This is a genomic window from Variovorax sp. 38R, from assembly GCF_014843395.1.
GTDB classification, from domain to species: Bacteria; Pseudomonadota; Gammaproteobacteria; order Burkholderiales; family Burkholderiaceae_C; genus Variovorax; species Variovorax paradoxus_H.
In genome coordinates, this window is sequence record NZ_CP062121.1 from 1,804,408 (window position 1) to 1,817,783 (window position 13,376).

Genomic DNA, 13,376 nt, shown 5'->3' on the forward strand with positions numbered 1-13,376 from the left:
ATGGCCGTCGGCCATCGGAGGTGGGTTGTCGCGCGCGTTGTCACGCAAGGGCGACGGGGGCGGCACAATTGGCCCATGAAGACCGCTGAGATGCTGACCGACGAGGAGCTGGGAGCCCTTGCGAGTGAGTGGCGCAAGAAGGCGCTGCAGGGAGACCTCCACGCGCGCGGCATTGCTCACGAGTTCGAAACAGAGATGCGCCGCCGTGTTGGTGCGCCGTCCACGAATTACGACACCTTGGATCTGCGGCCTCTGGAACTACGGACAGCAGCGCAGCCCCGGTGGTGGCGGTTCTGGCGAGCCGAGGGGTCGCGGGCTTCGACCACGCACCGCTAGAGATTGAAGATCAGGGCATGGCCTGCTCACCTTGAGCAGGCGGCGCCTGATCAAGCTCGACGCAATGCCAGAACTCACTTTCGGCGGCGATGAGCCGGGAGATCTCGACCTCGTCGCGTTCAACGCGATGAATCTGCAGATCCTGCCCGCAGATCAGCGCCACGACATCGACGGCCTGGGCGCCGGTGACGGCCAGTTGATGCAGCATCTGGATCCGAACGTAGGCGGGAAGACCTTCGACCCACAGCGCGGCCGCATCCATGCCGACGCATCGGCATTCCAGAAGCTGGACCTCGGGAGCGCCGACCACTTCGCGGCCGGGATGGGCAAACATCCAAGGGTGCTGCGGGTGCCGTAGCAAGGTGCTGGTGCGCCGCACCTGACGCCCAGTGCGCAACGTGTAGTGCGCTGCCACGATGGGGTCGAGCAGTCGGCCCCAGTAGGCAGCATCATCGGGCATCGACGCAGCTCCCGGTCTCGGCTGTAGCAGCTCTGCGCGTTCGGTCTTCTCCATCCAGAGCCGAACCGGAGACTTGAAGGGATCGCGACCTACGGCCGCAGCGGCATCCAAGCTTCCGATGCCAGCCTCGTACACGTTCGACCAGCGCTCGGAGAATGGAGCATGTGCGCGAGTGGCCTGGACCAGTCGCAACGCCGGGGCGCGCGAATGCGAGGGGATTGTCGGGGCGCGCTTCGAGCTGCCCGTATCAGGGTTCAGGTTCATCATGGTTTCTCCTTGAAGAGTTGGAATCGACCTCCATCCAGCAAAAAGCCCCGCTCTCTGAATGCAGAGGCGGGGCTTCGATGGGGGAGGGGGTGAGGGATGTCGTTCGAGGGTTCATCGTGCGAGTTCCAGCGCATGTGCGAGAGCCCGCTGCTTCAGTGCGGCGCCCTGGCCGAACCAGGCGCTGTCCAGGCGGTACTCGCGGCTGCGAGCTCGGCGCTCGTGATCGACGAATTCGGTCATTGCGCTCAGCAAGCCCCAGGTCGTCCCCCGGGCAGCCGCGAGTTCAGCACCGCGGCCTTTGCCCTCGTACAGCTCAAGGACCTTCCGGGCCGCCCATGCACGTGGAATGGACGAGGTGTTGGGCATTGCGGCTGAGGGCCCATCCGGTTCGTTTGGCCCGTAGAGCACATGCTGGATGTAGGCCTCGACCTCTTTGCTTTTGACTTTGCGGCCGGCCAGGACCTTCATGCGGTACATGAAGTCGTCCCACTGCCCGATGGCAATGCCGAGTTGGCGCTTGACGGCATGGGCATCGAAGCTGGTGCTGTGGGGCACACGGATGACGTTGCTGGTGCTGTCCAGCGCGATGGCCAGGGTGTTGTTGCACACGACCCGCACGGTCGTCGGCGTGACGCTGGTGGCCAGCGTGCCGTCGCAGGAGGTCGCCAACAGCAGGTAGCCGTTGACTGTGTCATTGCCCTTGAGCACGGCCTGCTTGCCGGTGCGCGCGAGCGCCCAGACCTTGCGACCGCCCTTGAGGACGCCAGCCGTCTCCATCTCATAGCCGCCGATCTCGGTGAGGTCCCGGTAGAACTCGAGAACAGCGCGCGGCTGCACGACTTGGTAGCGGCTGCTGACGACCGATAGCGGTGCGCGTGAGTCGCTGCGGTAGAGCACCTTCTGCTCGCAGAAGGATTCCAGGGCCTGCAGGGAATCGCCCTCGGGTTGAGCCATGAAGCGCACTGGCGTTTCCTGGATGTTCCAGTCCATGCCGGCGGTCTGAGCCCAGACTTCGATGGGTTGGTTGGGTTGAAGGCGATGACCGAGGCGGTGCCAAGGGGTATCGCCGGTGTAGGCCATTGTTTCGATGAGATGTGCCATGTGGAGGTTTCCTTCTTGGGGAAGAGGTGAGGTGAGAAGCGTGGTCAGCGGCGCGAGGCCGAAAAGGTCTGGCCGCAGGCCAAGCAGCGGCGATTGCGCAAGATCGCGTCGTCGACAGCCTCGCCCAACGCCGCGCCGACGGCGCAGCCGGCAATGGCTCCGCTCAGGCCGCCGAGGATGGCGCCGGCGACGATGCCAAGTGACGTGCTGGCCGTCGCGGTCGCAGCCATCGCCATGCCGATCTCGGCGCCTGTGATGACACCGGACAGCGCTCCGGAGATGCCGCCGGCAGCGCCTGCTACGGTGCCGATGGCCGCACCGGCCTTCTTGCCGGTGTCGCGGGGAATGGTGCGTCGCGACTGGCACGCGGGGCAGGCGAAGTTGGATGACTGTGTGAGGGGCTCATGGTCGGGAAAAGGTTCATCTTCGAAAGTAGTGGATGTGAAGTCGTGGTCCATGGGGCTCGGGATACACGGGGGCATCCCCGGAAGGGACAGAACACACGTCTGGCTGAGCCAGACGGCACAAAGCCCAGCGCGGCGGAGACCGGGCTGGGCTTTGTTGGAGGCGGACGGACTTTCTACTGTCTATCCGCGGTAGTCATATGTGGCTGAAAATTTCTGCATTCGCCGGGACGCCTCGGCGATTCGAAGCTATCCGATTCAGATCGGTTGCTGCCGTTCGAAGGGACTTAGGGGAAGTGCACTGTTGGCCAGAAGCGGTCCTGATCGACGACTTTGGGCTCGATGTCGTATAGCTCGTGGCGCGCGTAAGCCGGTCGCGACTCTAACTAGACGGCTATCGATCCGGCGTCCGGGACTATCCCAGTCTTATCGTTCCGTCCTTGCGGGAGAATGTAGAAGGAACGATCCAGACAAGTAAAGGGGACACGGTGGGAGAACTTCTTTCTCTCCTGCGCTTCAGCGCCGGCTCGGGCCATATTTGGCTGGACGAGCAGCGCATGCTGCTCATGCATGCCCGTGCCTTCGCTGAACTGCGCCGCGAACTGCTCGACTCCCTGGGCATCGAGCGCGCGCGCGGGCTGTTGGTGCGCATGGGCTTTGCTTCGGGCCTGCGCGACGGTGAGGTGGCCGTGCGCGAGCGCCTTGCCGGCATGCGCGCCGAAGACGCCTTCATGCTCGGACCGCGCCTGCATTCCATCGAGGGCATCGTCTCGGTGCAGAAGGTCCAGGTCGACCTCGACGTGGCCACCAAGCATTTCTACGGCGAATTCCTCTGGGAGAACTCCTGGGAATGCGAAGCCCACGTGGCCGACTTCGGCTACGGGGAAGACCCGCAGTGCTGGTCGCAGATCGGCTATGCCTCGGGCTACACCACCGCCTTCATGGGGCGGCTCGTGGTGTTCAAGGAAGTCGAATGCACCAGCATGGGCGACAGCCGCTGCCGCATCGTCGGCCAACCGGCCGAGGCGTGGAACGACGAGCACTACCTCGAGTACTTCCGCCAGCACCATGTGGCTGAGAAGCTCATCGACTTCAACCTCGGCCTGCAGCACCTGCGCCGCCTGCAACCGCGCCGCGAGTACGACCAGAAGCTGGTCGGCGTGTCGCCGGGTTTCCGTGCCGCCTTCGAACTCATGCGCAGCGCGGTCGACAGCGCTATCACCGTGTTGCTGCTCGGCGAGACCGGCGTCGGCAAGGAAGTGTTCGCTCGCTGGCTGCATGACAACGGGCCGCGCGGCAAGCAGCCCTTCATTGCCGTCAACTGCGCGGCGATCCCGGCCGACCTGATCGAGGCCGAACTGTTCGGCGTGGAGAAGGGTGCCTACACCGGCGCCCACCATGCGCGCGCCGGGCGCTTCGAGCGCGCCCACGGCGGCACCCTGTTCCTGGACGAGGTGGGCGACCTGCCGCTGGCCGCGCAGGTCAAGCTGCTGCGCGTGCTGCAGACCGGCGAGGTCGAGCGCCTGGGCGCCGAGCAGCCGACCAAGGTCGATGTACGCATCGTGGCCGCCACCAACGTCAACCTGCAGCAGGCCATGCAGGCGGGCAAGTTTCGCACCGACCTGTTCTACCGGCTCAACACCTTCCCGATCCAGATTCCGCCGCTGCGCGAGCGCACCGCCGACATTCCGGCGCTGGTGGCGCGCTTCGTCGAGAAGTACAGCGCGCTGTACGGCAAGAAGCTGCGCGGCCTCACCGACAAGGCCGCACTCGACGTGCACAAGCACGCCTGGCCCGGCAACATCCGTGAACTCGAGAATGTGATCGAGCGCGCGGTGCTGCTGGCGCCCGACCACGGTGACATCGAGGCCTGTCACCTGTGGATGCACCCGCCGGGCGCGATGCCCGGCGACCAGCTCGACGCCAGCGGCAAGGTCGCCACTGGGACCGCTGCTTCAGGTGCTGACGCGAGCGAGCTCGACGCGCTGTGCCAGCGCGTCCTCGAGCAGAACATCGACATCGCCTCGCTCGAGCAGCGCCTCATGCAGACCGCGATGCAGCGTGCCAAGGGTAACCTGTCGCAGGCCGCGCGCCTGTTGGGCATCACGCGCCCGCAGCTGGCCTACCGGCTCAAGAAGGAAGGCCTGCCGACGTCCTGAACGGGCGCAGGCGGCGCCCGGTGTTTTTCCGGTTTTCACCATTTGATCAAGCTGCACTGCAGCAAATGATCAAACCAGCATCCGGGACTTCCCGGTGCTTCTGGCCCGCAGGCGCAGCGGGTCCATGTAAATCAATCACTTAGCCGCGCTGGCACGCCCGTTGCCCTTATCAGGCCGGGCGGCGCTGGTGCCGTCCACCTGTTGATGGATTGAACAAGTGATGCGCTCGATGCAGCCCGACTCTCGCAGCGGCAGTGCCGGACAGATGACCGGCCAGCCGTGTTTCGTGCGCGTCACCGGCACGCGCAACGCCCGCTTCGTGGAGTTCGAGTTCGCCATCGGCGACCCCGAGTTGGCCGTGGAGCTGGTGCTGCAGTTCGACCAGTTCCGCGAGTTCTGCGCGCGCCACGAGGTGCGCCACCTGAGCACCGAAGAGGGCGCGCGACTGGACTTCGAGCGCATGAAGTGGCGCTTCGGCGCGCCCGGTATCGACCACTGACGACCCCGTATTTTTCCCGCGATAACCAAGGAGACACCACGTGCAAGTCGACATCAAAACTTCCGACGTCCGGCCGATCCGGCAGACCTTCTCGCATGTGGCGCGGCGCCTCGGCGACAAGCCGGCTTCGCGTTACCAAGAGGCCACGCTCGACATGCAGCCCACGGCCAACTTCCACTACCGGCCGCTGTGGGACCCGCAGCACGCGCTGTACGACAAGCGCCGCACGGCCCTCGTGATGGCCGACTGGTACAGCTTCAAGGACCCGCGCCACTATTACTACGGCGTGTACACGATGACCCGCGCGCGCCAGGGGGAAGGCGCCGACCGCCAGTTCGAGTTCGCCGAGAAGCGCCAGCTGCTGGCCCAGGCCGATGCGGGCGTGCGCGAGTCGCTGCAGCAGGTGCTGGTGCCGCTGCGCCACTACGAGTGGGGCGCCAACATGAACCACAGCTACTGCTGCGGCTACGGCTACGGCACGGCGATCACGCAGCCCTTCATCTATGCGGCCATGGACCGGCTGGGCATCGCGCAGTACCTCTCGCGTGTCGGCCTGCAGATCGACGGCAACTCGGGCCGCGCGCTGGACGCCGGCAAGGAAGCCTGGCTCGCGCACCCGGCCTGGCAGGGCGTGCGCCGCCTGATGGAAAACCTGTTCGTCACGAAAGACTGGTTCGAGGTGTTCGTGGCCCAGAACCTCGTGCTCGACGGCCTGCTGTACCCCCTGATCTACCGCCACTACGTGAACGCGAACAGCGCCGCCACCGGCAACGCGCTGGCGATGCTGACCGAGTTCATGAACGAATGGTTCGACGAGAACGTGCGCTGGGTCGACGCCACGCTGAAGACCGCCGCCGAGGAGTCGCCCGCCAACGCCGCGCTGCTCGCGCAGTGGTACGCAACCTGGCGTGACCAGGCTGTGCAGGCGCTGACACCGCTGGCCGCGCTGGCGCTCGGTGCGCAGGGCGCCGAGGTGCTGAAGACGCTGCACACCGCGCTCGATGCGCGCGTGGCCCGGCTGGTGCGCACGGGCGCTGCCGCCTGAACCGATCGAACCAAGGAGACCAACCATGATCACCGCCACCTTGTCCGGACCGCCCGTCTTCATCGCGCTGCAAACCGGCGAAGCCGCGCGCGCCATCGTCGAAGCCATCGTCACCGACAACCCCGAGGCCACCGTCACCGAGTACCCCGCGATGGTGAAGATCGATGCGCCCGGCCGCCTCGTGATCCGCCGCGAGAGCGTCGAAGCCCTGGTCGGCCGCCGCTGGGACCTGCAGGAGCTGCACCTGAGCCTGATCTCGCTGTCCGGAAGCATCGAAGAGACCGACGACGAATTCACCCTTCACTGGGGCGCCTGAGTACAGGCCTCACCGGATCACGACCAAGGACAACGCCATGACCACCCAAGCAGCAGCAAAGACCTCCGCGACCCCGCGCCTCGGCCTGAAGGAGCGCTACGCCATGATGACGCGCGGCCTCGGCTGGGAGACCACCTACCAGTCGATGGACGACGTGTTCCCGTTCGACAAGTTCGAGGGCATCAAGATCCACGACTGGGACAAGTGGGAAGACCCGTTCCGCCTGACGATGGACGCCTACTGGAAGTTCCAGGGCGAGAAGGAGAAGAAGCTCTACGCCATCATCGATGCGTTCCAGCAGAACAACGGCCAGTTCAACATCAGCGACCCGCGCTACCTGAACACGCTCAAGCTGTTCCTCACCGGCGTCTCGCCGCTGGAGTACGCGGCGCACCGCGGCTATGCCATGGCCGGGCGTTCGCTGCGCGGCGTGGGCGCGCGCGTCGCCTGCCAGATGCAGTCGATCGACGAGTTGCGCCATGCGCAGACGCAGTTCCACACCATCAGCCACTTCAACAAGTACTTCAACGGCCTGCACGACCCGCAGCACATGCACGACCGCGTGTGGTACCTGTCCGTGCCCAAGAGCTACTTCGAAGACGCGATGAGCGCGGGCCCTTTCGAGTTCATCACTGCCATCTCGTTCTCGTTCGAGTACGTGCTGACCAACCTGCTGTTCATGCCCTTCATGAGCGGCGCGGCCTACAACGGCGACATGGCCACCGTCACCTTCGGCTTCTCGGCGCAGAGCGACGAGTCGCGCCACATGACGCTGGGCCTGGAGGTGGTGAAGTTCATCCTCGAGCAGGACCCGGACAACGTGCCCATCGTGCAGAAGTGGGTCGACAAGTGGTTCTGGCGCGGCTACCGCCTTCTGACGTTGGTCGCGATGATGATGGACTACATGCTGCCCAAGCGCGTCATGAGCTGGTCCGAGGCGTGGGAGATGTACTTCGAGAAGAACGGCGGTGCGCTGTTCGAAGATCTCGCGCGCTACGGCATCCGCATGCCCAAGTACCACGAGGTCGCCTCGAAGGAAAAGAGCCGAATCTCGCACGAGGCCTGGGCCATCTTCAACAACTACGGCCACGCCGCCAACTTCAACGTCTGGGTGCCCAAGCCCGACGAGATGACGTGGCTAGCCGAAAAGTACCCTGAGACCTTCGACAGCCTGTACCGCCCGCGCTTCGAGTGGCTGGCCGAGCAGGAGAAGCAGGGCAAGCGCTGGTTCAACAACACGCTGCCGATGCTGTGCCAGACCTGCCAGATCCCGATGGCCTTCACCGAGCCTGACGACCCCACCAAGATCTGCTACCGAGAGAGCAGCTACCACGGCATGAAGTACCACTTCTGCTCTGACGGCTGCAAGGACGTGTTCGACGGCGAGCCCGAGAAGTACGTGCAGGCCTGGCTGCCGGTGCACCAGATCTACCAGGGCAACTGCTTCCCTGAGGGCACCGACCCGACGGTGGAAGGCTTCAACCCACTGGCGGCCGTGCTCGACTACTACCACATCAAAGCCGGCGCCGACAACGGCGAGTTCAACACTTCGCCCGACAAAGCCAACTGGGAACGCTGGACAGGGCAGGACCTGTCGGCGGCCGAGCCCAAGGTGGCTTGACCAGCCCGGCCTCACCACCCCATCGACCCCCGCGCTCCCGCCGTGCCCTACGCACGGCGCGGGCAGCGCTCACCCCAAAGAAGGAGACCGACATGTCTGTTGTTGCACTCGCCCCGGGCTACACCGGCACCGTCATGGACAGCGAAGACCGCTTCCACGGCAACCGCCTGCTCTACATCGGATGGGAAGACCACCTGCTCTTCTGCTCCCCCGTGTGCCTGCCGCTGCCCGCGGCCATGCCCTTCGGCGCGCTCATCAGCGACGTGCTGCCCGGCGTGTACGGCAGCCACCCCGACTTCGACAGGGTCGACTGGTCGCGCGCCGAATGGTTCGATTCCGGCAAGCCCTTCACGCCCGACGCGTCGAAGTCGCTGGCCGACAACGGCCTGGTCCACAAGTCGGCGCTGCGGTTTCGCACGCCCGGGCTCACGGGCATCGGCGGCTCCTTCAGCTGAGCGCGGGAGGGCCTTGCCATGAGCTTCCAGATCATGATCGAGCCGCTCGGCCAGGCCGTCGCGGTGCGCGACGGCCAGACCGTGCTCGATGCCTGCCTGCGCGCCGGCGTGTGGCTGCCTCACGCCTGCGGCCACGGCGTGTGCGGCACCTGCAAGGTGCAGGTGCTCGAAGGCGAATGCGAGCACGGCGACGCCTCCAACTTCGCGCTCATGGACTTCGAGCGCGACGACGGCAAGATCCTCGCGTGCTGCGCGACGGCGCAGGCCGACCTGGTCATCGAAGCCGAGATCGACGAAGACCCCGACGCGCAGTTCCTGCCGCTGGAAGACTTCGATGCCGAGCTGGTCGAGGCCCGCATGCTCACGCCCACCATCCGTGGCCTGTGGCTGCGCACCGATCGGCCGGCACCGTTCCAGGCCGGCCAGTACGTGATGCTGCACGTGCCAGGCGTGGAGGGCGAACGCGCCTTCTCGATCGCCAATGCACCCGACGACCAACTCGTCGAGCTGCACATCCGCCGCGTGCCCAACGGCCGCGCGACGGGCTGGCTGCACGACGAGCTGCAGGTGGGCCAGCGCCTGCGCTTCACCGCGCCCAACGGCCGCTTCTTCGTGCGCAAGTCGGCGGGGCTGCCGATGATCTTCGTGGCCGGCGGCTCGGGCCTGTCGAGCCCGAAGTCGATGGTGCTCGACTTGCTCACCGAAGGTTGCACCTTGCCGATCACGCTGGTGCAGGGCGCGCGCAATGCCGAAGAGCTGTACTTTCGAGAGCTCTTCGAACAGCTCGCAGACCAGCACCCCAACTTCACCTACGTGCCTGTGCTGTCCGACCTGCCGGCCGACAGCGACTGGCGTGGCGCGCGCGGCTTTGCGCACGAGGCGTTGAAGGCCCACTTCGCGAACGACTTCCGCGGCCACAAGGCCTACCTGTGCGGGCCGCCGCCGATGACCGAAGCCTGCATCGCCACGCTGATGCAGGGCCGCCTGTTCGAGCGCGACATCTACACCGAGAAGTTCTTCACCGCCGCCGATGCCGCTTCCGCGGCGCCGCGCAGCCCGCTGTTCAAGGCGCTGTGAGGAGGAGCCGGCCATGAGCTTTTCTGTCGTCATCGGCAACACCCACGAGCGCTACAGCTGTCGCGCCGACCAGACGCTGCTCAGCGGCATGGAGCAGCTCGGCCGCAAGGGCATCCCGGTGGGCTGCCGCGGCGGCGGCTGCGGTGTCTGCAAGGTGCGCATCGAGTCGGGTGCCGTGCGCCGCGAACGCATGAGCCGCTGCCACGTCAGCGTCGAAGAAGAAGCCCAGGGCTACGTGCTGGCCTGCCGCGCCTACCCGCAAAGCGACCTGGCCTTGCGTGCGGTCGAGAAGCTGGCGCGCTGCATCGAGCGCCGTCTGGTCGCATCGGCATCGCCGTCCTCCGATTCCCGTTTCCCCACCTGAACTTTCCCATCACCAACCAAAGGAGACTTCCATGGCACTCACTGGCGTCATTCGCCCCGGACACGTGCAACTGCGCGTGCTCGACCTCGGGGCTGCCCTCACGCACTACCGCGACGTGCTGGGCCTGATCGAAACCGGCCGCGATGCGCAGGGCCGCATCTACCTCAAGGCCTGGGACGAGCACGATCACCACAGCGTCGTGCTGCGCGAGGCCGACGAGGCCGGCATGGATTTCATGGGCTTTCGCGTCGATTCGCCCGCCACGCTTGACAAGCTCGCCGCTGACCTGAAGGCCAGCGGCCTGGCTACCGACATGCAGTGGATCGAAGCCGGCGAGCACCTGCGCACTGGCCCGCGCTTCCGCTTCACCGTGCCCACCGGCCACGCCATCGAACTCTTCGCCGAGAAGGAAAAGGTCGGCAACGGCATGCCCTACGAAAACCCCGAGGTCTACCCCGACGACCTCAAGGGCATGGCGCCCTCGCGCTTCGACCACTGCCTGTTGTACGGCGACGACCTCGACGGCACCATGAAGCTGTTCACCGAGGTGTTGGGCTTTCACCTGGCCGAGAGCGTGGTGGCCGGCCCTGAGCGCATGTATATCGCGGCCTTCCTCACCTGCTCGACCAAGCCGCACGACATCGCGTTCATCCGCCACCCCGAGAAGAACAAGTTCCACCACGCCTCGTTCCTGCTCGATAACTGGGGCGAGGTGCTCAAGGCGGCCGACCTCATCACCAAGCGGCGCGTGTCGCTCGACATCGGCCCCACGCGCCACGGCATCACGCGCGGCGAAACCATCTACTTCTTCGACCCGAGCGGAAACCGCAACGAGGTGTTCTCGGGCGGCTACATCTTCTATCCCGACAAGCCGCCGCTGGTGTGGACCGACGACGAACTCGGGCGCGCGATCTTCTATCACGACCGCAAGCTCAATGAGAACTTCCTGAGCGTGGTGACCTGAAGGAGACGCTGCGATGAAACAGTTCATGAACTTCATCGGCGGCGAGTTCGTCGCCACTCCGAAGACCTTCGACAACCGCGCACCGGTGGACAACCGTGTCCTCGGCAAGGTGCACGAGGCCGGCCGCAGCGAGGTCGATGCGGCCGTGCGCGCCGCACGCGGGGCGCTCAACGGCGAGTGGGGCCGCATGAGCGTTGCCCGCCGCGTCGAGCTGCTGCATGCCGTGGCCGACGAGATCAACCGGCGCTTCGACGACTTCCTGGCGGCCGAGATGGCCGACACCGGCAAGCCGCACGCGCTGGCCTCGCACGTCGACATTCCGCGCGGCGCGGCCAACTTCAAGGTGTTTGCCGACATCGTGAAGAACGTGCCCACCGAGAGCTTCGAGATGACCACGCCCGACGGCGGGCAGGCGCTGAACTACGCCGTGCGCTCGCCGCTGGGCGTGATCGGCGTCGTGTGCCCGTGGAACCTGCCCCTGCTGCTCATGACCTGGAAGGTCGGCCCGGCGCTCGCCTGCGGCAACACCGTGGTGGTCAAGCCCTCGGAAGAAACGCCCGCCACCGCCACGCTGCTGGGCGAGGTGATGAATGCGGTCGGCATTCCGCCGGGCGTCTACAACGTGGTGCATGGCTTCGGACCCGATTCGGCCGGCGAGTTCCTCACCACGCACCCGGGCGTGGACGGCATCACCTTCACGGGCGAGACGCGCACCGGCGAGGCCATCATGGGTGCCGCCGCCAAGGGCGTGCGGCCCGTGTCCTTCGAGCTCGGCGGCAAGAACGCCGGCATCGTGTTCGCCGACGCCGATTTCGACAAGGCCGTCGCCGGCATCACGCGTTCGGCCTTCGAGAACTGCGGCCAGGTGTGCCTGGGCACCGAGCGTGTCTACGTGCAGCGACCCATCTTCGACAGGTTCGTCGCGGCGCTCAAGGCCAAGGCCGAAGCGCTCAAACCGGGTCCGTCGGAAGAGGCCGGCGTGGGCATCGGCCCGCTGATCTCGCGCGAGCACCAGCAGAAGGTGCTGTCGTACTACCGCAAGGCGAAAGACGAGGGCGCCACCGTCGTCACCGGCGGCGGCGTGCCGGCGATGCAAGGCGCGCTGGCCGAGGGCCACTGGGTGCAGCCCACCATCTGGAGCGGCCTGCCCGAGACGGCCTCGGTGATCCGCGAGGAAATCTTCGGCCCCTGCTGCCACATCGCGCCCTTCGACACCGAGGAAGAAGCCATCGCGCTCGCCAACGCCACCGACTACGGCCTGGCGACCACCGTCTGGACCGAGAACCTGGGCCGCGCGCACCGCGTGGCCAGGCAGGTGCAGGTCGGCATCTGCTGGGTCAACAGCTGGTTCTTGCGCGACCTGCGCACGGCGTTCGGCGGCGCCAAGTCGTCGGGCATCGGGCGCGAGGGCGGGGTGCATTCGCTCGAGTTCTATACCGAGTTGCGCAACGTCTGCATCAAGCTGTGAGGACCTGACGGTGAGCAACCCCGAAATCGCGAACAGCATCCGCACGGGTGCATTCCACACCAACGTGCATGACCTGGGGGAGGGCGCACCGGTGCTCTTCCTGCATGGCTCGGGCCCGGGCGTGAGTGCGTGGGCCAACTGGCGGCTGGTGCTTCCGGTGCTTGCTCGCTCGCGCCGTGTGATCGCACCCGATATGGCTGGCTTCGGCTTCACGCAGCGCGTGCCCGGCGCGACCTACACGATGGACACCTGGGTGCAGCAGGCACTCGACCTGCTTGACGCACTGGACATCGAACGCGCCGACGTGGTGGGCAACTCCTTCGGCGGAGCGCTGGCGCTGGCGCTGGCCATCCGAGCGCCGCACCGCGTGCGCCGGCTGGTGCTCATGGGCAGCGTGGGCGTGCCCTTCGCGATCACGCCCGGACTCGATGCCGTCTGGGGCTACACACCCTCGTTCGCGAACATGCGCCGGATCATGGACGTGTTCGCGTTCGACCGTGCCCTCGTCACCGACGAGCTCGCGCAGCTGCGTTACGAAGCCAGCATGCGGCCCGGTTTCCAGGAGACCTTCGGCGCGATGTTCCCGGCGCCGCACCAGCGCTGGGTCGATGCAATGGCGAGCCCGGAGGCCGCTATTCGTGCACTGCCGAACGAGACGCTGCTGATCCACGGCCGCGAAGACCAGGTGATTCCGCTGGCCACCTCGCTCACGCTGAGCCAGTGGATTCCCAACAGCCAGCTGCATGTGTTCGGCCGCTGCGGCCACTGGACGCAGATCGAGCACAGCGCGCGCTTCGCCCGCCTGGTCGGCGACTTCCTCAACGAAGCCGATTGATTGAT

15 protein-coding genes are annotated in these 13,376 nt (G+C 66.1%); 12 read left to right on the forward strand and 3 right to left on the reverse strand.

The genetic code is table 11. The features are described 5' to 3' along the window. Positions 1-90 precede the first annotated feature (90 nt). Complete coding sequence (locus tag IG196_RS08055) at positions 91-336, forward strand: hypothetical protein (RefSeq protein WP_192195716.1); 246 nt, start codon at positions 91-93, stop codon at positions 334-336. Between the two features lie 10 nt (positions 337-346). Here IG196_RS08055 and IG196_RS08060 read toward each other — a convergent pair whose 3' ends face one another. From IG196_RS08060 to IG196_RS08070, 3 genes are all read right to left on the reverse strand, one after another. Then, positions 347-1,063 (reverse strand): YqaJ viral recombinase family protein, encoded by a 717-nt coding sequence (locus tag IG196_RS08060; protein WP_192195717.1) that lies wholly within the window; start codon positions 1,061-1,063, stop codon positions 347-349. A 111-nt stretch (positions 1,064-1,174) separates the two neighbouring features. Next, positions 1,175-2,164, reverse strand: coding sequence for a DUF932 domain-containing protein (locus IG196_RS08065; RefSeq protein WP_192195718.1), 990 nt, complete (start codon positions 2,162-2,164; stop codon positions 1,175-1,177). Positions 2,165-2,208: 44 nt separating this feature from the next. After that, positions 2,209-2,622 carry a hypothetical protein gene (locus IG196_RS08070; RefSeq protein WP_225616965.1) on the reverse strand — a complete coding sequence of 138 codons (414 nt, stop codon included), beginning with the start codon at positions 2,620-2,622 and terminating at the stop codon, positions 2,209-2,211. A gap of 434 nt (positions 2,623-3,056) precedes the next feature. On the opposite strand from IG196_RS08070, the gene IG196_RS08075 reads away from it, so the two are divergent. The 11 genes from IG196_RS08075 to IG196_RS08125 all read left to right on the forward strand — a co-directional run bounded on the left by IG196_RS08075 (position 3,057) and on the right by IG196_RS08125 (position 13,371). Next, positions 3,057-4,727, forward strand: a complete 1,671-nt coding sequence (locus IG196_RS08075; RefSeq protein WP_192195719.1) for a sigma-54-dependent Fis family transcriptional regulator — start codon at positions 3,057-3,059, stop codon at positions 4,725-4,727. Positions 4,728-4,956: 229 nt separating this feature from the next. Continuing rightward, entirely contained in the window at positions 4,957-5,226 is a 270-nt protein-coding gene (locus IG196_RS08080) for a phenol hydroxylase subunit (protein ID WP_192195720.1), read from the forward strand. Positions 5,227-5,266: 40 nt separating this feature from the next. Continuing rightward, entirely contained in the window at positions 5,267-6,271 is a 1,005-nt protein-coding gene (locus IG196_RS08085; protein ID WP_192195721.1) for an aromatic/alkene monooxygenase hydroxylase subunit beta, read from the forward strand. 25 nt (positions 6,272-6,296) lie between these two features. Then, entirely contained in the window at positions 6,297-6,587 is a 291-nt protein-coding gene (locus IG196_RS08090) for an MmoB/DmpM family protein (RefSeq protein ID WP_192195722.1), read from the forward strand. A 37-nt stretch (positions 6,588-6,624) separates the two neighbouring features. After that, entirely contained in the window at positions 6,625-8,208 is a 1,584-nt protein-coding gene (locus tag IG196_RS08095) for an aromatic/alkene/methane monooxygenase hydroxylase/oxygenase subunit alpha (RefSeq protein WP_192195723.1), read from the forward strand. A gap of 92 nt (positions 8,209-8,300) precedes the next feature. Further along, positions 8,301-8,663: a phenol hydroxylase subunit P4 gene (locus IG196_RS08100; protein ID WP_192195724.1), complete on the forward strand. Its 363-nt coding sequence runs from the start codon at positions 8,301-8,303 to the stop codon at positions 8,661-8,663. An 18-nt stretch (positions 8,664-8,681) separates the two neighbouring features. Continuing rightward, positions 8,682-9,740, forward strand: a complete 1,059-nt coding sequence (locus tag IG196_RS08105; RefSeq protein WP_192195725.1) for an NADH:ubiquinone reductase (Na(+)-transporting) subunit F — start codon at positions 8,682-8,684, stop codon at positions 9,738-9,740. A 13-nt stretch (positions 9,741-9,753) separates the two neighbouring features. Then, a complete protein-coding gene (locus IG196_RS08110; protein ID WP_192195726.1) occupies positions 9,754-10,104 on the forward strand; it encodes a 2Fe-2S iron-sulfur cluster binding domain-containing protein in 351 nt (116 codons plus the stop codon). A gap of 31 nt (positions 10,105-10,135) precedes the next feature. After that, entirely contained in the window at positions 10,136-11,068 is a 933-nt protein-coding gene (locus tag IG196_RS08115) for a catechol 2,3-dioxygenase (RefSeq protein WP_192195727.1), read from the forward strand. Between the two features lie 13 nt (positions 11,069-11,081). Then, a complete protein-coding gene (locus IG196_RS08120) occupies positions 11,082-12,536 on the forward strand; it encodes a 2-hydroxymuconic semialdehyde dehydrogenase (protein ID WP_192195728.1) in 1,455 nt (484 codons plus the stop codon). A 4-nt stretch (positions 12,537-12,540) separates the two neighbouring features. Continuing rightward, a complete protein-coding gene (locus IG196_RS08125; RefSeq protein ID WP_192196945.1) occupies positions 12,541-13,371 on the forward strand; it encodes an alpha/beta fold hydrolase in 831 nt (276 codons plus the stop codon). Positions 13,372-13,376: the final 5 nt, after the last annotated feature.